This window comes from Gilliamella sp. W8128 (assembly GCF_016100545.1).
Lineage (GTDB): Bacteria > Pseudomonadota > Gammaproteobacteria > Enterobacterales > Orbaceae > Gilliamella > Gilliamella apis.
The window spans coordinates 199958-222687 of sequence record NZ_JACFSE010000005.1; the positions used below are offsets into that span (position 1 = coordinate 199958).

The 22730-nt window shown below is 34.6% G+C and carries 23 protein-coding genes and 1 other RNA gene; 17 read left to right on the top strand and 7 right to left on the bottom strand.

Annotation, left to right across the window (positions count from 1 at the left end; genetic code table 11):
- Positions 1-73 precede the first annotated feature (73 nt).
- From H3U97_RS06755 to H3U97_RS06770, 4 genes are read left to right on the top strand one after another with little or no spacing between them, the layout of a single operon-like run.
- Positions 74-550 (top strand): prepilin-type N-terminal cleavage/methylation domain-containing protein, encoded by a 477-nt coding sequence (locus H3U97_RS06755; protein ID WP_110453663.1) that lies wholly within the window; start codon positions 74-76, stop codon positions 548-550.
- Positions 544-1107 (top strand): prepilin peptidase-dependent protein, encoded by a 564-nt coding sequence (locus H3U97_RS06760; protein WP_198198577.1) that lies wholly within the window; start codon positions 544-546, stop codon positions 1105-1107. The genes H3U97_RS06755 and H3U97_RS06760 overlap by 7 nt, the downstream gene beginning before the upstream one ends.
- 40 nt (positions 1108-1147) lie before the next feature.
- A complete protein-coding gene (locus tag H3U97_RS06765) occupies positions 1148-1528 on the top strand; it encodes a DUF2509 family protein (protein ID WP_165596322.1) in 381 nt (126 codons plus the stop codon).
- A complete protein-coding gene (locus tag H3U97_RS06770; protein WP_198198578.1) occupies positions 1521-1844 on the top strand; it encodes a prepilin-type N-terminal cleavage/methylation domain-containing protein in 324 nt (107 codons plus the stop codon). The genes H3U97_RS06765 and H3U97_RS06770 overlap by 8 nt, the downstream gene beginning before the upstream one ends.
- Before the next feature lie 291 nt (positions 1845-2135).
- Here the strand turns inward: H3U97_RS06770 and H3U97_RS06775 are convergent, their stop codons facing one another.
- Positions 2136-2885, bottom strand: a complete 750-nt coding sequence (locus tag H3U97_RS06775) for an alpha/beta fold hydrolase (protein WP_086356787.1) — start codon at positions 2883-2885, stop codon at positions 2136-2138.
- Positions 2886-3006: 121 nt separating this feature from the next.
- Here H3U97_RS06775 and H3U97_RS06780 point away from each other — a divergent pair, with 121 nt between their 5' ends.
- The 13 genes from H3U97_RS06780 (at position 3007) to H3U97_RS06840 (ending at position 16800) form a co-directional block, all read left to right on the top strand.
- Positions 3007-4947 (top strand): exoribonuclease II, encoded by a 1941-nt coding sequence (locus tag H3U97_RS06780; RefSeq protein WP_198198579.1) that lies wholly within the window; start codon positions 3007-3009, stop codon positions 4945-4947.
- 187 nt (positions 4948-5134) lie between these two features.
- Positions 5135-5377 (top strand): YecH family metal-binding protein, encoded by a 243-nt coding sequence (locus H3U97_RS06785; RefSeq protein ID WP_065578465.1) that lies wholly within the window; start codon positions 5135-5137, stop codon positions 5375-5377.
- Between the two features lie 168 nt (positions 5378-5545).
- Entirely contained in the window at positions 5546-6211 is a 666-nt protein-coding gene (locus H3U97_RS06790) for a hypothetical protein (RefSeq protein WP_086320990.1), read from the top strand.
- A gap of 71 nt (positions 6212-6282) precedes the next feature.
- Positions 6283-7791, top strand: coding sequence for a glucan biosynthesis protein G (locus H3U97_RS06795; RefSeq protein ID WP_065578513.1), 1509 nt, complete (start codon positions 6283-6285; stop codon positions 7789-7791).
- A gap of 21 nt (positions 7792-7812) precedes the next feature.
- The gene (gene mdoH, locus H3U97_RS06800) at positions 7813-10173 is read left to right on the top strand and encodes a glucans biosynthesis glucosyltransferase MdoH (protein WP_110453666.1); all 2361 of its coding nucleotides are present in this window, start codon (positions 7813-7815) and stop codon (positions 10171-10173) included.
- Positions 10174-10236: 63 nt separating this feature from the next.
- Positions 10237-11211 carry an elongation factor P--(R)-beta-lysine ligase gene (epmA, locus tag H3U97_RS06805; RefSeq protein ID WP_198198580.1) on the top strand — a complete coding sequence of 325 codons (975 nt, stop codon included), beginning with the start codon at positions 10237-10239 and terminating at the stop codon, positions 11209-11211.
- A gap of 2 nt (positions 11212-11213) precedes the next feature.
- Positions 11214-12587, top strand: a complete 1374-nt coding sequence (rmuC, locus tag H3U97_RS06810) for a DNA recombination protein RmuC (protein WP_065650968.1) — start codon at positions 11214-11216, stop codon at positions 12585-12587.
- A 118-nt stretch (positions 12588-12705) separates the two neighbouring features.
- Positions 12706-12951 carry an exodeoxyribonuclease VII small subunit gene (gene xseB / locus H3U97_RS06815; protein WP_065578470.1) on the top strand — a complete coding sequence of 82 codons (246 nt, stop codon included), beginning with the start codon at positions 12706-12708 and terminating at the stop codon, positions 12949-12951.
- On the top strand, positions 12941-13813 hold the full coding sequence (gene ispA / locus H3U97_RS06820) for a (2E,6E)-farnesyl diphosphate synthase (protein ID WP_370531059.1): 873 nt from the start codon (positions 12941-12943) through the stop codon (positions 13811-13813). The genes xseB and ispA overlap by 11 nt, the downstream gene beginning before the upstream one ends.
- 12 nt (positions 13814-13825) lie before the next feature.
- On the top strand, positions 13826-15691 hold the full coding sequence (dxs, locus tag H3U97_RS06825; RefSeq protein ID WP_370545678.1) for a 1-deoxy-D-xylulose-5-phosphate synthase: 1866 nt from the start codon (positions 13826-13828) through the stop codon (positions 15689-15691).
- A 7-nt stretch (positions 15692-15698) separates the two neighbouring features.
- Positions 15699-15983: a cell division protein ZapA gene (gene zapA, locus H3U97_RS06830; RefSeq protein ID WP_034903801.1), complete on the top strand. Its 285-nt coding sequence runs from the start codon at positions 15699-15701 to the stop codon at positions 15981-15983.
- Between the two features lie 65 nt (positions 15984-16048).
- Positions 16049-16231: non-coding RNA, 6S RNA (ssrS, locus tag H3U97_RS06835), on the top strand.
- A gap of 29 nt (positions 16232-16260) precedes the next feature.
- Positions 16261-16800: a 5-formyltetrahydrofolate cyclo-ligase gene (locus H3U97_RS06840; protein WP_198198581.1), complete on the top strand. Its 540-nt coding sequence runs from the start codon at positions 16261-16263 to the stop codon at positions 16798-16800.
- A 31-nt stretch (positions 16801-16831) separates the two neighbouring features.
- Here H3U97_RS06840 and H3U97_RS06845 read toward each other — a convergent pair whose 3' ends face one another.
- From H3U97_RS06845 to H3U97_RS06870, 6 genes are read right to left on the bottom strand one after another with little or no spacing between them, the layout of a single operon-like run.
- Positions 16832-17440, bottom strand: coding sequence for a zeta toxin family protein (locus tag H3U97_RS06845; RefSeq protein WP_110453670.1), 609 nt, complete (start codon positions 17438-17440; stop codon positions 16832-16834).
- 11 nt (positions 17441-17451) lie between these two features.
- Positions 17452-18309 (bottom strand): class II fructose-bisphosphate aldolase, encoded by an 858-nt coding sequence (locus H3U97_RS06850; RefSeq protein ID WP_065578474.1) that lies wholly within the window; start codon positions 18307-18309, stop codon positions 17452-17454.
- 11 nt (positions 18310-18320) lie between these two features.
- The gene (locus H3U97_RS06855) at positions 18321-18722 is read right to left on the bottom strand and encodes a hypothetical protein (protein WP_198198582.1); all 402 of its coding nucleotides are present in this window, start codon (positions 18720-18722) and stop codon (positions 18321-18323) included.
- Between the two features lie 13 nt (positions 18723-18735).
- Positions 18736-20025: a PTS sugar transporter subunit IIC gene (locus tag H3U97_RS06860; RefSeq protein ID WP_086320981.1), complete on the bottom strand. Its 1290-nt coding sequence runs from the start codon at positions 20023-20025 to the stop codon at positions 18736-18738.
- Between the two features lie 20 nt (positions 20026-20045).
- A complete protein-coding gene (locus H3U97_RS06865; RefSeq protein WP_034882681.1) occupies positions 20046-20348 on the bottom strand; it encodes a PTS sugar transporter subunit IIB in 303 nt (100 codons plus the stop codon).
- A gap of 21 nt (positions 20349-20369) precedes the next feature.
- A complete protein-coding gene (locus H3U97_RS06870; protein WP_198198583.1) occupies positions 20370-22466 on the bottom strand; it encodes a PTS sugar transporter subunit IIA in 2097 nt (698 codons plus the stop codon).
- Between the last annotated feature and the right edge of the window lie 264 nt (positions 22467-22730).

Consider the following 22730-nt stretch of genomic DNA (forward strand, 5'->3'; position numbering starts at 1 on the left):
TAGTAAAAGTTAATAGCGTGATTTTATTTAGATATAAAGTTTAATTCTCGTTAAATTTCTTAATAAAAAAATAATGCAAAACAGCGGATTTTCTTTATTAGAGCTTTTATTTGTTATCAGTATTAGTGCTATTTTGGCCGCAATTGGTGTACAACATTGGCAAGAGTTACAACTGCGTAATGAACTAGCAACCACCACAAAACAGCTAGCCTATTTTTTAGAAGAGGCTCAAGCCAGAGCTTACAATACTAACGAAAACTATCACGTATATTATTTTTTTCAGCCTTGGTGTTTAAGTATCAGCAAAGGGGAAAAACCAGCCACTTGCCAAGAAGGCACCACCTATTTTATGAAGCCTAACAATTCCGTTGAATTAAGTGATTTAACTGATAAAAAAGCTATCTCCTTTTGGGGCCGGAAAAATATGGCGCAAACAGGTACAATCGAATTACACAACGCCATTGGTACCACGCAAATTATCATTTCATATCGTGGACGAATTCGATTTTGTAAAAAGAATAGTTATTTACCAGGACTACCTAGATGTTAAAACAAAATGGATTTTCATTATTTGAAATATTGTTGAGTATAGCTTTTTCTAGTCTAATTTTTATTGGTATCACCTCATTCTATAGTAAATTACAAACTATATTACTGGAGAAAAATCTACATATTCATTTAGAAAAGAATATCCATCAAGGGTTAGTTAGTATAACCAAAGATCTAAAACGTGCTGGTTTTATTGCCAATAGCCCCGAAAAAATGAAACAACATCCAATTGAAATCAATACTTCAAACAATTGTTATATTTTTCGTTATGATAGTGAGATTCGCAATGATTGGATTTATGATCATAATGCGCCAAGTAAATCAGACATTTTTGCTTATCGTTTCTACAAAAATAATTTGGAATATAAAGTTGGTTCAATAAGTTGTGAGGGTGTAAATTGGGAGAAAATATTCGATCCACATGACATTAAAATAACGCAATTTTCAATAAAACAGCAAAATAACTATTTTGTAATAAAAATTGCTGCTCAATTAAAGAAAAACAAAAAAATAATCTATCAAACGGTAACCATTATCAAGAATGAAAATCCATTTTAATAAAAAAACAACACAGATAGATGGCTTTAGCACGCTAATAATGGTAATTATTTTAACCATAGTCGGACTCATTTTATTAACTGGTTTTCAAGCTATAGTTAATTCATTAAAAAAAAACTATTTAATTGAGATTCAATATTATCGCCAGTTTAACCTAGCGAGCTCTAGTTTAAATTGGGCAACTCAGCAGACCTGGCAACTTCCGACCGAAGAGTGGCAATGCTTATCTGATGCGCAATATCATTTAACAGCATGTATAAAAAAATCACGATTAAAAGTGGATAACTATACCTTAGTACGCGCCCAAGCTGATGACTATTATCTTTATATGTTAACGCATTTTGCAGATAATCACTTGATTATTGAAAAAGGACATTGGCTAGATTATTGTCCAGAAAAAAGGTTAGTTGATTGTGAATAGAAAAAACATAGCTGGATTTAGCTTAATTGAAGTCATGATATCATGCTTAATGTTTGCCATCATTATGCTAGGTTTTAGTGGTTATTTAACTGCAATTATTAGTCAACACCACTATTTCCAAAAACAGTTTAAAGCGGAGCAAATCGCCTTTGCTTTACTTGATAGTTATCCTCATACTGTACCGCAAATAATACCGAATAATTGGCAATATCAAGTTTATAGCCAACCTTATAGTACATCTTGTCGGATAGTTTTTATTAATGTTATTCCTCCTAATTATAAAACAATTAAACAGCAACGTTTACTATGTGATTAATGTTCATTGCTAAAAATAGATCACGCTGTTTATTTTCTATTTTTTCATTCCATGCTACGGCAATATCCCATCCCGTTTGCGCTAATTCTAGCGTGATGAGTTTCACTCCTTTAGATAAAAATAGCTATGCATGTTGGTTGTGATTGAATTTACCAAACAACAATCTTATTTTTTAGTATTATTGCTTATTTAATCTAGCAATCTTTAGTTTAAATGAAAAAAATAAAAATCAGCAACCATCAATTAAACAATGGTGCTTCTGATTAATTTTTATTAATGAAATAATTATGATCAGTCAGCTAACCAAGGATATAAAAGTTGCAATACTTGCTCTGTTTTTTCCGCATGAACATTATGGCCAGCACCGGCTACTGTTTCAATTTGCGCATTAGGAAATTGGCTAAAAATAGCAGGATAATCCTTATCAGTAATATAGTTAGAATTTCCTCCACGAATAAATAAAGTAGGAATATCACAAGCTGAAATAATTTGCCAATCACAAATATTGTCATACTGATTAATAATTACATCAGCATTAAATAGCCAACGCTCATGTTTAAAGGATTTGAGCAAAAATAAAATCGTTGGTTCACTTAAGCCATGTTGTCTCATGACTTCAGCGATTTGCTTTCTATCAACTAATTGTTGAACAATGCATTGTGCCAATGCTTTTATGACCGGAGTATTAATTGTTTGAGTATATTTAACTGGCGCAATATCAATTACACAGATTTTAGCAATTTGTTGTGGAATCAATTGGCTTAGTTGCAAAGCAACTTTCCCCCCCATCGAATGACCAATTAAGATTAAGTTTTGTAATTGCAAATCATGGCAGAGTTCCACGATATCTTCCGCCATAGCTTGATAGTTCATGATATTTGACCATGGCGATTGGCCATGATTACGTAAATCAACTTGTATAGTTTGATAATTTGCAACGAGGTCTTTAGCTAGCATGTTTAAGTTATCTAAACTACCAAATAGCCCATGCATTAATAAAATCGGTTGTTTATTGCCTTGTAATTTATAATTTAATTTCATGTTTTAACTCTATTTATTGCAACTGACTCCAATAGCCAGTCATTGATGAACAATTCAATAACTCCTAAAAGCATAACTATGATAGAATTTAGTCTAAATTTTTCAATTAATATTAAGCCATATGTTTCAAAATAACCCATTACTCGCCCAACTTAAACAAGAATTATACGAACAAAAACCGCGTGTTGAAGGTATCGTCCGAGCGCACGAAAAAGGATTTGGTTTTTTAGATGTTGATAATAAAACCAATTATTTTATTCCGGTTGCCAAAATGAAGCAGCTTTGCCATGGAGATAAAGTATCGGGAACTATCATCAGCAATAATGATAAAGAGTCATTTGAACCTGAAACATTAATTGAAAGTAGCTTACAAAAATTTATTGGTAAAATCGGCTTTTTAGATCGCGCTATGGTGATTTATCCAGAAAATATGCCAACAAATTTTGCCATACGCTGTAAAGTTAATCCTCAAGTTGCGCAAAAATTAAAAGAAGGTGATTGGGTTGTTGCTACATTGCAATCACATCCATTAGAAAAAGATAAAAATCATTTTTCTGCTGAAGTAACCAAATTTATCGCTAGTTCTGATTCAATTTATCAATTATGGCTCAAAACTTTGGCGCGTTACGATTTAGAAGATAAAGCACCTCAAGAGGAAGCTTTCACAATATCAGAGTCTGAACAGGAAAATCGTCAAGAGTTAACTGATGTACCATTTTTCACGGTTGATAATGAAAATACCGAAGATATGGATGATGCCATTGCCATTTCTCAAGATGAAATTGGTAACTATCAGCTAATGATCGCCATCGCCGACCCTACCGCGTATATTCCTCAAGATAGTGAAGTCGATAATATCGCTAAAATTCGAAACTTCACCACTTATCTACCAGACTTTAATATTCCTATGTTATCAACACAGTTGGCGGACAATCTATGTTCATTAAAAGCCAATGAAAAACGACCAGCCATGGTTTGTAAAATTAACATTGATAAAAATGGTCAATTTGCTAATGATGATATTAGTTTCACTCCTGCATGGATTGAATCGAAAGCTAAACTTGCTTACAACAATGTTTCTGATTTCTTAGAAGGTCGAAGTGATTTAAATATCGATGACGCCATGATAAAAAAACAACTTAAATTACTATCAGAACTAGCAAAAGCACGTATAAATTGGCGACAACAAAATGCGTTAGTATTTAAAGCCAATAATGATTATCGATTCGTACTAGATGATAATCGCCAGGTAAAAAACATCATTAAAGAATTACGTGGTATTGGTAATAACATTGTTGAAGAAGTGATGATTATTGCCAATTTAGCTCTAACTATGTATTTGCAAGAAAAAGTAGGCACTGGGGTGTTTAATACCCATTCAGGTTTTGATAGCAAATACATTGAACAGATCTTAAAAATATTAGCCGATAATGGCATCACTGATTTCGATAAAGAATCACTAATGACATTTGCAGGATATGTCAAATTACGTCGATTAATTGATGATAATGACTTCCTATCGGCAAGGTTAAGAAAATTCCAAACTCCAGCTGATTTTTCATTAACACCAGAACCACACTTTGGCTTAGGATTTACAGCTTATGCAACCTGGACATCACCAATTCGCAAATATGGTGATATGATAAACCATCGTTTACTTAAAGCTTCGCTTAAAGAGCAACCATTCATTGCGCCAACTTCAGAACAACTACAAAGTATGTCTGATCGTCGAAAAAAATTACGTTTAGCTGAACGTGATATCGCCGAAAATCTTTATAGCCAATACCTAACAAATAAACAAGGAAAACGCTTTAATGCTGAAATAATTGATATTAACCGAGGTGGTGCTCGAGTCCGATTGACCGAGATAGGGGCATTCGCATTTTTACCTCTCTCCATGATTCATAACGTTCGTGATGAAATAACCTTAAATCTTGATGAGGGTTCAATTAAAATTAAAGATGAGCTTGTCCTTAAACTAGCTGATACAATATCAGTTGTGCTTCAACAGGTTAAAACTGAAAGCAACTCGATTATTGTAAAAATCGATGAAAATAAATAAAGATTATCTTATCAATTTAACCTTTTTCACACTAATTATTTAGCCCTGATAATAATCAGGGTTAATCTAAATACAATTAATGATATTTTTAATATTTAACCTCTTTTTTTTATTAAAAATATCTGCTATCTTTCACCGCTTAAAAATAATAATTAGCGCGAGATAAAAAACAATCTAGGAGAGGGAAATGATATCAATTCACGGTCATGAAGTACTACAGATGATGGATGGAAACGATTATACCGAATCATCTTTACTTAATGCTATCAATGAAAAGTTTGGTACCGAAGCTAGATTTCATACCTGTTCTAACTCCGATATGAATGCCGAGCAGCTTATTGCTTTTTTAAAAGCAAAAGGAAAATTTAAGCCAGCTTTAACCGATGATTCACAATTTACTGTTGATATAAAAAAAATGTGCCGACATTAAACAAAATCAGCAAAAGAATATTTAGTGCGTTTTTTACTAAATTAATGTAATCATCTAGTGTTTTTAAAAGAATAAGAGTATATAATTTCGCGTTACGACTTCACTAGAAAGTGTTAAGTTGCTCAACCTGAATTTTCAACTCAAGAATATGTTCATGGAATTTGATATATGAAAATAAGTAATATCCTTACATGTGCCATTGTCTTTATTCTTGCCACAGGCTGTGTAAAAAACAATATGTCTAAAACAAAAAATAATGGCAAAAATATTGAAGTCGATTCGTTAGCAATATTACAAGAACAAACAGAACAAAATAATCCGTTTGTATCTAATGCCAAAAATCAATTACTTCAATTAGTTGGCGATAAACAGTTTGACAGTTATATAAAAAAACACGGTATTTTAGACTGTAAAGATGACAGTAACGAATCTTCCTGTGTGTTAAATTTTTATCTTAACGAATTTTATAAGTTAAAATATGATATTCAACTCAAAAAAGTGATTGAAGAAAATCAAGCCGAACATAAAATTGAGTTAAAGAAAATTAATCCAACCGACAATAATCTAAACAATTACTGTCAATGGTCAGCAGATTTTGTTGCAGCAGTTTACAGCAAAGATACAGAAAATATAACTAATCGCTATCAACCATTATTTAGAATGTCAGAACAAGATTTGGCTGCATTACAAACTAAAATTCTCAAAGATAATTACTCACATTTTTTAATTGATGAAAATCCAAGTATTCTTGACGAAATGAAAACCGATTATCTTGAAAATTGTTTAAGTAGTCCTAAAGACAATATTATCAATTACATTAATATTTTTAGATAATACTTAAGTGAGTCTTTTTTATGTACAATTTATTACCTATTAGTCGATTTAGTAAAACATTAACTTGTAAGATGTTATGCATAGCATCGATATCTTGTTTGAGTTTTTCTTCATGGGCTTTTACTTTTAATGATGTAGTGGCAAAAGCAGAAAAATTATCAAAAAAGTCTTATGTCCAACCATCTAAAAATATTCCTAGTGAGCTATCTTCACTACAATTTGCTGATTATCAAAAAATTTCTTTTAAACATGATAAAGCTTATTGGAATGATCGTAAGAGTCGTTTTAAACTTGAGTTTTATCATGAAGGTATGTATTTCGACACGCCGGTTAAAATTAACGAAATTGTCAATAATCAAGTTAATGAAATAAAATACAATCCAGATTATTTTGACTTGAGCAAACTCAATTTAGATAATTTAAACACCAAAAATCTTGGTTTTGCCGGTTTTAAAGTTCATTATCCAATTAATAAACCAACGAAAACCGATGATGAAATATTTACCGCGCTTGGTGGTAGTTACTTCCGTGCCGTTGGTAAAGATCAACGTTATGGCCTTTCTGCAAGGGGGCTTGCCATCGATACAGGTGAAATGTCAGGAGAGGAATTTCCTCGATTTAAAGAATATTGGATTGAACGTCCAGACCCAAACCAAAAGCATTTAGTCATTTATGCATTACTCGACTCTCAAAGTGTGACAGGTGCTTATAAAATTACTTTAGTACCAAGTATTGATACAACAGTCACTGTAGAAGCTAAAGTATTTTTCCGTGATTCAGTTAAAAAATTAGGTATTGCGCCATTAACTAGTATGTTCTTATATGGTCCAAATCAACCTTCACCACTACTTAATTATCGTCCAGCAATGCATGACTCAAACGGGTTATCTATTTTGGCCAATAACAATGAGTGGATTTGGCGCCCTTTAAACAATCCAAAACGTTTATCGTTTTCATCATATAGTTTAGAAAATCCGAAAGGCTTTGGCCTAATCCAACGAGATAAAGGTTTTGATGATTATCAAGATTTAGATGACCATTACGAACTAAGACCAAGTGTTTGGGTTGAAATCTTAAATGATTGGCAAAAAGGACGAGTTGAACTTGTCGAAATTCCAACTGCAGATGAAACCAATGATAATATTGTTTCCTTCTGGGTTCCGGAAAAACAATACAAAAGTGGAGATCAACTTACTTTTAAATATCGATTACACTACACACTAAACGAACAAAATCGCTATCCAGCTAACGTCGCTAGAGCTGAAAGTACACGTTTATCGCTAGGTGATATCAAACAAGCTAATTTAATTCGTAAACTTGATGGTTCTAATGCTTATGTTATTGATTTTACTGGTCCTCAGTTATCAGACAAAAAGCCTGTTAAAGTTATTTCAAGTATTAATAACGGATCAATTGTTAGTTGCGACACTCAATACAATTCGGTGACTAAAGGTTGGCGTGTTATTATACGGTTTAATGTTGAAGATAACAAAAAAGCAACCGATTTGCGAGTTCAGCTCGCTTCTCAAACGGGTGAAGTATTGTCCGAAACTTGGAGCGGGCAATATCCTGCTCAATAATTATAAAAATCAGCCAATAATATGAAAAAAGATTACTTCGAAAATCTACCTGACGCCGAAATTTGGCGTCAGAAATCGGAAAACAATAACTCACTTGTCAATGATGTCGAATTCTTAAAATATCGATTGAATCAAGTCGGCAATACTGAATATTTTAATGAAACAAGACAACAACAACCTAGTTATCCCAAAGTTGAACGTGTATCAGTACAACCACAAATTTGGGATGAACACTATACAGCTAAATCAAAACCACGTGTAAATATTATCGCACTTATTCGTCGTTTAATTATGTTTGCGCTTATTGCCGTGCAAACTTACTATGGTACGACTTATTTATCATCACTTTTGCCGTATCAAAGCTGGCAAAAGATTAGTTTTATGGCAAATTGGGAAATCAATCCGGAACTGGCTATCTATAGTATCATCCCTTATATCATACAAGGTTTTATTATTGGTCTCTTTGCTATATTATTTTGTTGGATTTCAATCGGTTTTTGGACCAGTATCATGGGCCTTATTTTAGCGGTGATAAAAAAAGACCGTTATACCATTGCTATTCCTAACGATCCTGCATCCCATATTGACGCAAAACATCGTACGGCATTAGTCATGCCTATTTGTAATGAAGATGTTTCACGAGTATTCGCAGGACTTGAAGCTACCTATGAATCGCTGGTTGAAACGGGACATGCTCAATGTTGTGATTTTTATATTCTTAGCGACACAAACGATCCTGATTTGTATGTTAATGAATTAAAGGCTTGGGCTGATTTTAATGCTAAAAAAGCAGATAATGGTTGTAATATTTTCTATCGTCATCGTAAACGTCGTGTGAAACGTAAAAGCGGTAATATTGATGACTTTTGTCGTCGCTGGGGACATCAATATGAGTACATGATGATTCTTGATGCTGATAGTATTATGACTGGCGATTGTATCTTAAAAATGGTTGCCATGATGGAAATGAATCCGACAGCAGGTATATTACAATCACCACCAAAATCGGTCAGAATGACAACCTTATACGGCCGTATTCAACAATTTGCCAATCAGATTTATAGCGATATTTTTTGCTCTGGCACTCACTTCTGGCAACTAAGTGAAGCCCAATATTGGGGTCACAATGCTATGATTCGCCTCAAACCCTTTATTGAACACTGTATTTTATCACCATTGCAAAAACGTAAAGGCCCGATTCATATCTTATCGCATGATCTGGTTGAAGCAACTTTAATGCGCCGAGCTGGTTATGGCGTATGGATTGCGTATGATATGAATGGTAGTTATGAAGAGTTACCAGGAAACATGATAGAAGATCTCAAACGAGATAATCGTTGGTGTATGGGTAATCTGATCAATCTTCGCTTAATATTCAAAAGTGGCATTACTTTAACCCACCGAGTTATGTTTTTAACCAGTGGTATGGCTTATATTTCATCATTATTGTGGTTGATATTTTTAATTTTCTCCACACTATTATTATTAGTGTTCAATATTTCTGAACCACAATATTTTTTCCAACCCAACCAATTTTACCCAACCTGGCCAAGGTGGGATGAACAATTAGCTATTCAACTACTTTCAACTACGATGGTATTGTTGTTTGCACCTAAATTATTTAGCTACGGAATTATTATAGCCAGAACAGGGGCAAAAGATGTAGGCGGGATATTTAAACTAACCTTATCAATTCTTATTGAAATGGTGTGGTCAATGATCCTTGCACCAATCCGTATGATCTTCCATAGCAAATTCGTTGTTAAAGCATGGCTTGGTAGCAAAATTCAATGGAAGTCACCATCACGAAGTGATGATGCCTTAACTTGGGGGGAATCATTCTATTTTTGTTGGCCTTTATCATTATTAGGGATTGTGTGGTTATGCGTGATTATTTGGTTAAATCCACAATTTACCTATTGGTATATCGCAATTTTAATCCCATTAACTATTTCACCACTGGTAATTCGCGTTTCTGGATTATCTAGTATTGGTATGAAAGCTAAACAAGCAGGGTTATTTTTAACTCCTGAAGAAACCCACCCTTCACGTGCAGTAAAACTCACTGGTGACTATTTAACGCAAACCGAAGCTGCTTTTATGGAACATGGCTTTGTTATGGCACTTGTCGATCCTATTTATAATGCATTAGCCTGTGCATTATCGACTTCTCGTCATTTACCTAATACAAAAAATCAGCAATTGCGCCAACAACTGATTGAGCACTATCAGCAAGTGGATTTAGAAAAAATCAGTAAAGAACAACAATTAGCAATTTTAGAAGACCCTATTATTCTTTCTGCACTTCATTGTCACATCTGGCATCAACAAGAAAAATACGACAATTTGTTCTCATTATGGCAAAATGAACGCCAGCAATAAGAGATAGGGCTTAATGCCCTATGTCTTCTTTTAGTAATTAATCAAAATCCATGGATATTTTTTATGACTTGGCAACCTACTGCATCAATTAATAATTTACTTAAGCGCGCTAAAATTGTATCTCAAGTAAGACAGTTTTTCGCTGATCGCTGTATATTAGAAGTCGAGACGCCAACCTTAAGCCAATATGCAGTAACAGATGTGCATCTTAGCTCATTTCATACCTTATTTTTAAAACCTGGTGAAACCAATGAACAACAAGGGCAGAAAATGTCATTAATCACCAGCCCTGAATATCATATGAAGCGTTTATTAGCGGCTGGCAGTGGCCCTATTTATCAAATCTGTAAATGTTTTCGTAATCATGAAGAAGTGAGTCGCTATCATAACCCTGAATTTACTATGCTTGAGTGGTATCGTATCCAATTTGATATGATGCAAATGATTAATGAGGTAGACGATCTATTACAAAACGTTCTAGATTGCGAACCAGCCGAGCGTATCTCCTATCAAAAAGCATTTCAACGTCATCTAAATATTGACCCATTGGAAGCTGATCAAGCAAGCCTAATTGATGCGATTAAAAAGCTTAATATCGAGCTTAATACTGATGATTTTGATCGAGACACTTTATTACAATGCTTATTTAGTTTTGGCGTCGAACCTCATATTGGTCAAGAAAAGCCCGTTGCAGTATATAATTTTCCAGCATCTCAAGCAGCATTAGCAGCGATCAGTCCAGAAGACCATCGAGTCGCCAGCCGTTTTGAGTTTTATTATAAAGGGATAGAACTAGCTAATGGATTTAAAGAGTTAACCAATCCACAAGAACAAAAGATGCGTTTTGAACAAAATAATATTGATCGGGCAAATCAAAACTTACCACCACAAAATATTGATATTGAGTTAATTGCGGCTATGGAAGCAGGTTTGCCTGATTGTGCCGGTGTTGCCGTAGGACTTGACCGCTTAATTATGTTAGCACTTGATGCCATGAATTTAGATGATGTCATTTCATTCACTTTTGCAAGGGCTTGATCATGTTTGGAAGTTTAGACTTAAGTGAATGGATAGCGATAATAATTGCTATTATCGCCATTGCTTTATTAATCGCTTTATTAAAAACTCAATTTAGAGCTAATAATCTACATGCCTTATTTGATTTACAACTGAATCAGAAAAAACAAGAAAATCAGGTTTTAAATAATCAAATAACACAGTTGGAACAAGAGTTAAATCAATACCAACAACAAAATATCGCCCAAAATATTAAAATTAGCGAATTGCAAACACGTTTAGAAGAGACGATGAATGCCGCTCACCAACGGCAAACCATTCTAGAACAAAGTGAGCAACGTTTAACAACTCAGTTCGAAAATTTGGCTAATCGAATTTTTGAGCAAAGTGGCAAAAAGATTGAGCAGCAAAATAAACAAAGTTTAGATTTTCTACTTTCACCACTAAAACAACAACTAGAAGGCTTTCAAAAGCAGGTTCAAGACAGCTTTGGACAAGAAGCCAAAGAGCGTCATACTCTCACCCATGAAATCCGCAATTTGCAACAGCTTAATGAATTAATGACTAAGGAAGCCACTAATTTAACTAATGCACTAAAAGGCAATAATAAAACTCAAGGTAATTGGGGAGAGTTCATTCTTAGTCAAATTTTGGATAACTCAGGACTCCGCTTAGGACATGAGTATCACACTCAGGTTAATTTAACCAATGAAAATAATCAACGATTACAACCAGATGTAATTGTTCATTTACCTCAAGGCGGTGATGTTGTCATTGATTCAAAAGTTACTTTAGTTGCCTATGAACGTTATTTTAACAGCGATGATGATGATATTAGAACTAAGGCTATTGCCGATCATTTAGCTTCAGTACGTAATCATCTAAAACAGCTTAGCCAAAAAGATTATCACAAACTAATTGGTATCAATTCATTAGATTATGTATTAATGTTTATTCCAGTTGAACCAGCATTTTTGTCAGCAATTGATCAAGATCCGTCATTAATTAATGATGCTTTAAAAAATAATATTATGATTGTTAGTCCAACAACCTTATTGGTAGCGTTAAGAACTATTCATAATTTATGGCGATTTGAATACCAAAATCGTAATGCCGAACTTATTGCTGATAGAGCAAGTAAACTATATGATAAAGTTCGCGGTTTTATTGAGGATATGGAAAACCTAGGTAACTGTTTAGATAAAGCACAACAGACCTATCAAAATTCAATGAACAAACTATCTAAAGGACGAGGTAATGTTATTGGTCAAATAGAACGATTCAGAGAATTAGGAATTGAAGTTAAAAAACCGATCAATCCTGATATAGCCCAACTATCAGTTGATGAACTTGAACGTGAACAAGAAGATTATCCATCTTGCCACGATACTCAATAAAACTAATCGCAACTCATTGGTTAATGATGTTTTAATTAATGTAATAATTTAACTTAAATATCTTAATTCACCATCAGAAAAAATACGTGTATACTCATTTAACACAAAGGGGGACGATATGGCAAAAAAACAAGATAAAGAAGCAAGTTTTGAAGAAACTATCCAACAACTTGAAGCAATTGTCACTCAACTTGAAAATGGTGATTTACCATTAGATGAAGCTTTAAATGAGTTTGAAAAAGGCATCAAATTAGCCCGTTCTGGTCAAAAACAACTTAATGAGGCTGAACAACGCATCCAAATTTTGTTATCTGAAAATAGTGATGCTCAATTATCTGAATTTTCAATTGATAATAATGAATAGCACAAAACCATTACAAGAACGTATTGATAATTATTTAACAACATATATTTCGCAATTTGCCCCTTCAAACTTGCAACAGGCGATGAGCTATAGTCTGCTTGCCGGAGGCAAACGAATCCGCCCTATTCTAGTTTATCTAACTGGGCAGATGTTTAATTGTCCTTTAGATAAACTTGATCCTATTGCAGCTGCTATCGAATCAATGCATACTTATTCTTTAATTCATGATGATCTACCTGCCATGGATAATGACAACCTCAGGCGGGGAAAACCTACTTGTCATATTCAATTCGGTCAAGCAGAAGCCATTCTTGCTGGCGATGCCTTACAATCGCTAGCTTTCAGTTTATTATGCGAAAATCAACATATTGATAACCAAAGTAAAATTAATATGATTAGCGAACTCGCTAACGCCAGTGGACTTACAGGTATGTGCTTAGGTCAATCACTTGATTTGCAAGCAGAACATCAAAAGGTAACCCTTGAACATTTACAAAATATCCATAATTATAAAACCGGTGCTTTAATTCAAGCAGCAGTTAGGCTTGGAGCTTATGCTAGTGGTGAGGTAGCCAAACCCTATTATCAAATCTTAGATGACTATGCTCAAGCTATTGGATTAGCATTTCAAATTCAAGATGACATTTTAGATGTTATTGGTGAACAAGAACTAATGGGCAAACCACAGGGTTCAGATATTGCACTTGAAAAAAGTACTTATCCGGCATTAGTTGGCTTACAAAATGCAATTGAAATGACAAACACATTATATCGGCAAGCTATCGATAGTCTGCGGCAAATACCTTATAATAGCCAACCATTACAAGATCTTGCTGGTTTTATTATTAATCGAAATAGTTAACCTAATAACTAGATGATAAAAATGAATTTAGATAAATTTCCTTTATTAAAGCAAATCAATTTTCCCACGGATCTTAAACGTTATCCGCTATCACAATTGCCAGAGATTTGTCAGGAATTACGACAATTTTTATTAGATAGTGTTAGTCAATCTAGTGGTCATTTAGCTTCAGGTTTAGGTGTAGTCGAATTAACCGTCGCTTTACATTACGTCTATAACACACCATTTGATAAAATTATATGGGATGTAGGACATCAAGCTTATCCGCATAAAATCCTTACTGGTCGACGTGATCAGATGCTAACCATTCGCCAAAAAGGTGGATTGCACCCTTTTCCTCATCGTCAGGAAAGTGCATTCGATGTGTTAACTACTGGCCATTCATCAACATCTATTAGTGCTGCGCTAGGTATTGCTATTGCTGAACAACAAAAGCAATCAGGACAAAAAGTAGCAGCAATTATTGGTGATGGTGCATTAACCGCTGGTATGGCATTTGAAGCAATGAATCACGCAGGTCATATAAAACCTGATATGTTAGTCATTGTTAATGATAACGATATGTCGATTTCTGAAAACACCGGCGCACTTAATCAGCATTTAGCGCAAATTTTATCAAGTAAAGCTTATACCTCTTTTCGTGAAAGTGGTAAAAAAGTCCTTTCGAATATTCCGCCATTAAAAGAATTATTCAAAAAAACTGAAGAGCATCTTAAAGGTCTGGTTACCCCCGCTATTTTATTTGAAGAATTAGGCTTTAACTATATTGGTCCAGTTGATGGACATGATGTTGGAACATTAGTTGCCACCCTACAAAAAGTTAGACAACTGAAAGGGCCACAATTACTACATGTTATCACCCAAAAAGGTAAAGGTTATGCGCCTGCCGAACAAAACCCAACCTTATGGCATGGTGTACCAAAATTTAATCCGAATGAAGGGGTATTACCTAAGGCCAATAAAATTGCCCCAACCTATTCCAAGATATTCGGTGATTGGCTGTGTGAAATGGCCGAAAATGATAAACGTTTAATGGCAATTACTCCTGCCATGGGCGAAGGCTCTGGTATGACTGAATTTGCAAAACGCTATCCCAATCAATTTTTCGATGTGGCCATTGCCGAGCAACATGCGGTAACGTTAGCCGCTGGCTTTGCTATTAGTGAATTAAAACCGGTAGTAGCTATCTATTCTACTTTTTTGCAACGTGCATATGATCAAGTGATCCATGATATTGCTATCCAAAATTTACCTGTCCTGTTAGCTATAGATAGAGCAGGTATTGTTGGTGCTGATGGTGAAACCCATCAAGGCGCTTTCGATTTAAGTTTTCTACGCTGTATTCCTAATCTTATTATTATGACTCCGAGTGATGAAAACGAATGTCGACAAATGCTTTATACAGGTTATTTACATAATGGCCCATCAGCGGTACGTTATCCTCGTGGTGAAGGATGTGGTGCTAGCTTACAACCACTCTCTCCAATACCATTGGGACAATCGAAATACTGTCGAGAAGGTGAAAATATTGCTTTACTCAATTTTGGCACATTATTACCTGAAGCTTTACAAGCAGCTGATCAAATAAATGCTACAGTGATAGATATGCGTTTTGTAAAACCACTAGATGAAAAAGTCCTTTTGCACATTAGTCAAAGCCATAATATACTTGTCACCATTGAGGAGAACAGTATCAAAGGTGGGGCTGGAAGCGCCGTCAATGAATTTTTGTTATCGAAAAAAATAAAATGTGATATTTTAAACATCGGATTGCCTGATGTGTTTATTCCACAAGGATCGCAACAAGAAATGCGTGATGAAGTTGGATTAAACGCCAAACATATAATCGACAAAATTAATACATTTATAAAACTATAGGTTAAATATGGAAACTCAAGCTGTCACGGTTCAGATTTTTGGGCGAACGTTAAAGTTTAATTGCCCTGTCGAAGAAGTTGACGCACTCACAAATGCGGCTAAAGATTTAGATGCACGCTTAACAAATTTACGAGAAAAATCACCACAAGTTGGTAGTGATCAACTAATCATGACTGCTGCGCTAAATATATCTTATGAACTAACGAAAGAGAAAGAAAAAAGCGACGAGTTCGCTAATAGATTAAAAATGCTACAGCAGTTACTTGATTCCGCTTTAAATACCAACAATTAGTTAGCTTAAACGTAAATATTCAACAAAGACTATTGTATGATTTTCTAAATTTTGTATTATATTAATTATCTCTGAGATGCTCGGGATAAGGGTTAGTCCCCTGAGCCGATATTCTTTAATTTAGAGTGGTATGATTTTTAATTGGTGTGTATGCCTAATTTATTTAGGAAACCTAAAAATTAAAACATGCAACTCACCTTGAACCTTGGGTTCAAGGGTTACGACCCTAACGACATCTTGGAGTGCTTCTTTACTTTTCTTTTTCAATCGATAACTAATGAATATTCGGCAAGCGATACGTCAAAAAAGACGTGAATTATCTCCACAACAACGCAGTGATGCGCAGCAAATTATTTATCAAAAAATTGAAACTCATCTAGCTTTAAATCAAGCTAAAAACATCGCTATTTTTTTGTCATTTGATGGAGAAGTCGATACTAAACCGATTATTGAATATCTATGGCAACAAAACAAATCGGTCTATTTACCGGTACCGATAGCTGAACAGCAACTACTCTTTTTAAATTACTCGCCGAATACACCATTGATAAAAAATAAATTCGGCATTTTAGAACCAGCAATCAATGAAACCAGTAGCATAACGATAGAGCAACTTGATATTGTCTTTACCCCACTGGTGGCTTTTGACGAGCGCGGTTATCGCATGGGGATGGGTGGAGGCTATTATGACCGAGCATTAGCCAATTACCAAAAGCAGCAAATCTTACCGATTGGGCTCGCATTTGCCTGCCAAAAATTGGCCAAGATTGATAATCAACCTTGGGATATTAAATTGCCAGAAATAATTTATGCTTAAAGGCTAAAGGTAATTCGTCCTCTATATTTCATTAGGTGATAATCTTTTTCAATTTATTCAATAAATCAGCATAATTTACTTTACTAAAATCATCTACATTCATTTCAAACAATGTCCCTAATGCAAATTTATCATATTGTCTATCATGGCAAATTTGATAAAACTTTTCTTTGGTTATCAAATCATCGGCAAGATTACGATCAGCTAATTCGTCACCATAATGATAGTGGGTCATAATATGCGATAAATGACGTTCTAAAGAGCGATCACGCTTATATCGGCGTTGCCAAAGAATATCAAAATTAGCCACCAAGCGAATGGTTATTACCTGATAATGGTAGCGATTAGCAAAATCGTTTAACTGATTTTTTTGCTTATCGCTAAATGGATATTCCGAAATAATGATCTTCTTGCCAGCATCCATATACCACTGCAACACCCCGTAATAAAAATGCCAAACTTTTTGTTCTAAGACATTTTTCTCAGCAAGTGAATTAAACCCAACGGAGTCGGCATACAACTCCTTTGCTTCATCGGGCGTCAACAGCAAACTGTTGGTGAATTGTTGCTGCAATAGATGGATCAAATATGTTTTTCCGGTACAAGGACAACCAGCAAGTAAGATCAGATATTTGGGCATATAAGATTACCTTAGTTAATACGTTGATTAACATTGAGAAACAAACTCATTTTATGTTTGACAATATCTTTAACTGCTTGATTAGCAGGAATCACATTATGCCTTAGCGACTTATTAACTTCAGTTTGAGCAAACTGATCTTTAGCAACTTGTGTCCAATTAACTAACAACTCAGTACCGACATTGAATTTACGAATGCCGTTGTTAATCAGCTCAGGGTAATCTTCCTCCTTCACACCGGTACCACCGTGAATAACTAATGGAATATCAACCATTGCATGAATCTCTTTAAGTAACGGAATATTGACTTCAGTTTTCGATTTAAACTGACCGTGATTAGTCCCGATTGCTACCGCTAAAGCATCAATTCCCGTGGCCTGTACAAAGGCCAAAGCATCACTAGGTCTAGTGTAAACTTTATCGTTAACTTCAACGTGAATGCCCTCTTCGGTGCCACCAATAGTGCCAAGCTCGCCTTCTACCGACACACCTCGAGCATGGGCATATTCAACCACAGCTCGAGTTTTTAGTATATTCTCTTTAAACGGTAAAGATGAACCATCAAACATTACCGAGGTAAACCCACTATCAATCGCCTGTTTGATATCATCAAAATTTTTAGCATGATCGAGGTGCAAAACCGCATCGACAATTTCTTCATCAGCGATGGCTTTTATGGTATTGACCAAGACTTTAAAACCAATATAACGAGCGGTATCAACACTTGTCTGGATAATAATCGGTGCGCCAACCTCTTTCGCTGCTCGAAGCATGTCGGGTAGCATTTCTAAATTATGTGTGTTAAATGCGCCAACAGTAAAATTAAGTTTAGTCGCTAATTCGGTTACCGCTTTAAGTGTAGTGTACATAACTTTTTCCTTTAATTTCGTTGAATTGTAGCTAATTTGGCAATATTGCGCATTTCATCCATTTTATTCATCCAAAAGTCGATATCGGTAATTGATCCTGATTTTGCTGCCTCTGCACGTTTATGGTTATACAAACTCATTAGGATTTTATATCCTTCACCAATTGATCTCTTTTGTTGCATGCTGGTTTCTAAATACTCCATAGCCAAATCAACACGCCTTAACTGGTTATACAGTATTCCTATTTGTTCATTACAACTGGCCAATAATTGAACATCATCGGTATAGGTAAGCTGTTGTTTGAGTTCATTAATCTGATGTTCAATTTGAGCAATCTCATCAGCTGTAAGCTCTCTTAAAGTTGATGGTTCTATTTGAACAGATGGTTTATTCTTTTTAAAAAAGTTAAACATGGTCACCTCTTAATTAAAAATTCTTCAATAATGGGCTCAAAATCCAAGCATAAAGCAAGGCCACCGTAACGGTATCCACATCAGTCGCTGTGGCATTAACAAATCCCATTTGATTAAAGATAGTGACTAACAGCGCGGGTAATAAAGTGATAAATATGCCATGAGCTATTCCACCAATTAAAGCGCCACGACGTCCACCTACGGCATTACCAAAGATCCCCGCGGTACCACCAGCAAAAAAGTTAGTTAGCATGCCAGGAAGAATCATCGCAAGGCCAAAGAAAGGTAAAGTTAACATCGCAATTACCGTACCAATAGTGGTCGTAATAAAACCAAGAATAACAGCATTAGGGCTATAGGGGAAAAACACTGGACAATCAAGCGCAGGTATTGCATTAGGAACAATCTTCATGGCGATCCCTCTAAAAGCTGGCACGATTTCACCCAGTAATAACCTAACTCCGGCTAATAACACATAAATACCAACTACAAATATGATTGCTTGAGTAAATGCATAAATGATATAGTTTTGACCGCCAGATAGTGTCGAAGCATATTCTTCACCCGCAAAAAGCACGGTGATAATATATAAAGGCAGCATTACCACCATAACTGATAAATAGGTATCTTGTAAAAACTCAAACGATTTTGGTAATTTTATATCTTCAATTGAGCGTTTATTTTCCCCTTTCTCACCAACAACATAAGCAACACCCGCTTCGAACAGATAACCAATAGTACAAAAATGCCCAAGTGCGATATCATTCGAACCAGTAACTTTACGAATAATAGGTTGGGCAATCGCTGGCATAAAGACGGCAAAAAGTGCACCAATAACACCACCGACTAAAATCAAGCTCACACCTGAAAGACCTGCAAAACTACCGAATACGGTTGTCATGGTTGCCATCCAAAGAATAGCCTGACCAGTTAAAAAGATATATTTAAAACGCGTAAAACGGGCAATTAAAATATTAAAAATAAATATCATTAAAAAGGTTAAGGCAATATCTCTACCCAAACCTAATTGATTCATGGCTTGACCATTGATTGCCTCAATGGAAGGAATAATGCCTTGCATATCAAAGCCAGCTGTAAAAATTTGACCAAAATAACTCAAACTACCAACAATAATACTTGATCCGGCATTGAGCACTTGAAAACCAAGTAGGGTTTTTAGTGTTCCTGATATGGTTTGCCCTACCGATTTTTTTTGTAGAATAAGACCAAGCATAGCAATTAAACTAATTGTGATAGATGCTTGAGTTAGAATATTATCAATAATGAAGTTAATTACGTTCATAATGCTCTCCTTTTTGCTAATTAAAGCAATCCTTTCTCTTGCAAGACCGGACTTAATTTTTCATCAATTTCCGACTTCGAAACGATATTTTTTAGGTATACAATCGAGGTGTGGTCACTAATATTAAATTTAGCAAATTGCGAACGAAAATTTTCTGCGGTAATAATAATGTCGACATTCATCGACGCGGCAGAAGAAATATCCGTATGATCTAACTTGGCATCAATACCTTTAGCTTTTAGTACATCTTCAGTTGCCATTTGGGCAGCAAAACTACTACCAAGACCGGCACCACAAACAAATAAAATAGATAACTGACTCATCGGGGATCCTCCTATAGCTTATTAAGTTAAAGCTGGGGTTGGTTCATTAAATAAAATCGCTTTAAATTGCGAGACACAATCACACATTAATAAGCGTTCAAGCTTACTTTCATCATTAATCAGTTCGATCAAACTGCGCATAATATTGAGGTGAGAAAAAGAATCGATAGCCGCCAGACAAAATATAATCTTAACTGGCCCCATATCCTGATTACCAAAATCGACAGGATCACGCATGGTCATCACACTAAGTCCTAATTGATTAACACCATCTTCAGGCCGAGCATGCGCTAATGCCAAATTTTTGCCGATAACGATATACGGACCATATTGTTCAAGCGAGCTAATCATGGCATCGACATAATTTTTTGAAATATAGTTTTTCTGCAAAAGCGGTTGAGCAACAAAAGTGATAGCTTGCTGCCAATTAGAGCAAGTTTGTTGCAATATAATGTCATCATCGGTAAGAATATCTTTCAACATAGGTTGGATTTTCCTTTTATTGATTTTAAGATTATTAATAGCTAAACACTTCTCCAATTGGTTATAAATTGGTGCAGACACCACACCGCCACTCTCTTCAATTAAATTAACTAAAGCATAAAAAAGATCAGTGGCATCAGTGCAGTGATTAACCATACGTTGGTGATCACGATTTTTAGCTAAAAAATCTGTAATGATAGGGTGATTTTTTTCTTTTAATATGGGTTCTAACACCAAAACAGGATGTTCATAATGTGATAATGGAAAAGTCGAAAAAATCAAATCGAAATCAAGTTGCTGCAATAAATGCTGATCATTACGAGCCAAAATAGCCAAAATCTCGATATTGAAAAATTCTTTAAGTGATTGGGCTAAAAGATTAGAGGTCGCAATACCATGATCACAAATGACCACCGCTTTAAAATAGTAACTTCGCTCTTGGTTGATCTCACTGGCGAAAGCAGAAAAATGAATGGTTAAAAAAGCAACTTCGTCTTCAGATACTTTATTGCTTAAAGTGCTCTCAAGATTTAGGATAAATTGTGCAATAGCCGAATAGATAACACCATAGTTCTGTTTGATATTATCCAATAACGGATTAATAATATGGATATTATTGCTCACCCGTGCAATTAACCCGGCTAAATGCTTACATAAATTTTCGTATAACTGTTCTTGTTTAATAGAAAACGGAATTTGTGTCTTTTCCTCAACATAATTGACCAATTTAATCGCCAATAATTGTGCATTTAACCAATCGATAGAATTATTGATATCCTTAGTATTAAAGGTCTCTAACATATAAATGATATATTGCTGTTCTTGACGACTAACTTGTAAAGCTGCGTGCTGACAAACCAACCGAATAAATTGGCTAATACTGCCGGAATCATTATGAATAAAATCAGATCGAATCTTAGTGAGATGGTGATGTTGTTGATTACGAATAACCCAAATTGCAGTAAAAATAACAATTTGCTGTTTATAAATTTCATCATGAACTTGGCTCATTGTTTGTTCAGCAAGTTCAAATAATTTATTAATCAACATCTGCGGAATGTAACTAAATAACAACTGTTGAATTAAATTTAACTCTTTTAACGGCTGCTCATAATTGAGATTACTAGCATATTGATTTATCACCTCATACATCATTAAACGAATTGAACGTTCTAATCCAACTAATTGCATTCCTAATTTAGGTTGACTCACCAACTCAATATCATATTTTTTTAAACGCAATTTAAGTTTACGAATATCTTCGTCTAACACACTTTTAGAAACATAATAACTATTCTCTTTTTGGCTTAAAATGATAGGTGTAACTGAAAAAGCAATAGCTAACAATAGATCAAATTGACGTTCTTCTTTGCTTAAAATGGGGGAAACGGGTAATTGTTGTAAGGCAATCTTAACTAATTGCTTTTGTTCATTAGTACCCTTGATAATAAAACCTTTATTACGGATTGAGGAGATAAGCGGCAACGCCCTTTTATGTAAAAAATCATTTATTTCTCGTATCTCATTTCGCATTGTACGAGTACTTATCTGAAACTCTTCCGACAATGTATCAATAGTTAATGGATAATCAATAGATATGAATTTTCTAAATACTGCAATTGTTCTTGTTCGCATAAAACCATTCACCTATTTACTTCATAAATTTAGTATAAGTGAGTGATAGTGACATACCTAGTTGGTATTTTTGCAAATAATCATTGCAAAAATTAATTATGGATTAGGTATTTAAAGTTAAGATGGCGGTGTTTTTTTAACAATAAGGTGATTTAAAGGCAGGAGAATATATCAATAACGGCATACTAACTATGCCATATCGAAGGCAAATTTATGGCAAATGAATCAAAAAATTATGCATTTGCCACTAAATAAAATTGAATA

Bases quoted from the DNA above. Each gene is read 5' to 3' on its own strand.
- H3U97_RS06850 (WP_065578474.1), bottom strand. From the start codon at position 18,309: ATGTACACTACACTTAAAGCGGTAACCGAATTAGCGACTAAACTTAAT.
- H3U97_RS06840 (WP_198198581.1), top strand. From the start codon at position 16,261: ATGAATATTCGGCAAGCGATACGTCAAAAAAGACGTGAATTATCTCCA.
- H3U97_RS06780 (WP_198198579.1), top strand. From the start codon at position 3,007: ATGTTTCAAAATAACCCATTACTCGCCCAACTTAAACAAGAATTATAC.
- H3U97_RS06775 (WP_086356787.1), bottom strand. From the start codon at position 2,885: ATGAAATTAAATTATAAATTACAAGGCAATAAACAACCGATTTTATTA.
- mdoH (WP_110453666.1), top strand. From the start codon at position 7,813: ATGAAAAAAGATTACTTCGAAAATCTACCTGACGCCGAAATTTGGCGT.
- H3U97_RS06865 (WP_034882681.1), bottom strand. From the start codon at position 20,348: ATGAGTCAGTTATCTATTTTATTTGTTTGTGGTGCCGGTCTTGGTAGT.
- H3U97_RS06795 (WP_065578513.1), top strand. From the start codon at position 6,283: ATGTTATGCATAGCATCGATATCTTGTTTGAGTTTTTCTTCATGGGCT.
- H3U97_RS06760 (WP_198198577.1), top strand. From the start codon at position 544: ATGTTAAAACAAAATGGATTTTCATTATTTGAAATATTGTTGAGTATA.
- H3U97_RS06755 (WP_110453663.1), top strand. From the start codon at position 74: ATGCAAAACAGCGGATTTTCTTTATTAGAGCTTTTATTTGTTATCAGT.
- H3U97_RS06765 (WP_165596322.1), top strand. From the start codon at position 1,148: ATGGTAATTATTTTAACCATAGTCGGACTCATTTTATTAACTGGTTTT.
- xseB (WP_065578470.1), top strand. From the start codon at position 12,706: ATGGCAAAAAAACAAGATAAAGAAGCAAGTTTTGAAGAAACTATCCAA.
- H3U97_RS06855 (WP_198198582.1), bottom strand. From the start codon at position 18,722: ATGTTTAACTTTTTTAAAAAGAATAAACCATCTGTTCAAATAGAACCA.
- rmuC (WP_065650968.1), top strand. From the start codon at position 11,214: ATGTTTGGAAGTTTAGACTTAAGTGAATGGATAGCGATAATAATTGCT.
- zapA (WP_034903801.1), top strand. From the start codon at position 15,699: ATGGAAACTCAAGCTGTCACGGTTCAGATTTTTGGGCGAACGTTAAAG.
- H3U97_RS06860 (WP_086320981.1), bottom strand. From the start codon at position 20,025: ATGAACGTAATTAACTTCATTATTGATAATATTCTAACTCAAGCATCT.
- dxs (WP_370545678.1), top strand. From the start codon at position 13,826: ATGATAAAAATGAATTTAGATAAATTTCCTTTATTAAAGCAAATCAAT.
- H3U97_RS06845 (WP_110453670.1), bottom strand. From the start codon at position 17,440: ATGCCCAAATATCTGATCTTACTTGCTGGTTGTCCTTGTACCGGAAAA.
- epmA (WP_198198580.1), top strand. From the start codon at position 10,237: ATGACTTGGCAACCTACTGCATCAATTAATAATTTACTTAAGCGCGCT.
- H3U97_RS06785 (WP_065578465.1), top strand. From the start codon at position 5,135: ATGATATCAATTCACGGTCATGAAGTACTACAGATGATGGATGGAAAC.
- H3U97_RS06790 (WP_086320990.1), top strand. From the start codon at position 5,546: ATGAAAATAAGTAATATCCTTACATGTGCCATTGTCTTTATTCTTGCC.
- H3U97_RS06870 (WP_198198583.1), bottom strand. From the start codon at position 22,466: ATGCGAACAAGAACAATTGCAGTATTTAGAAAATTCATATCTATTGAT.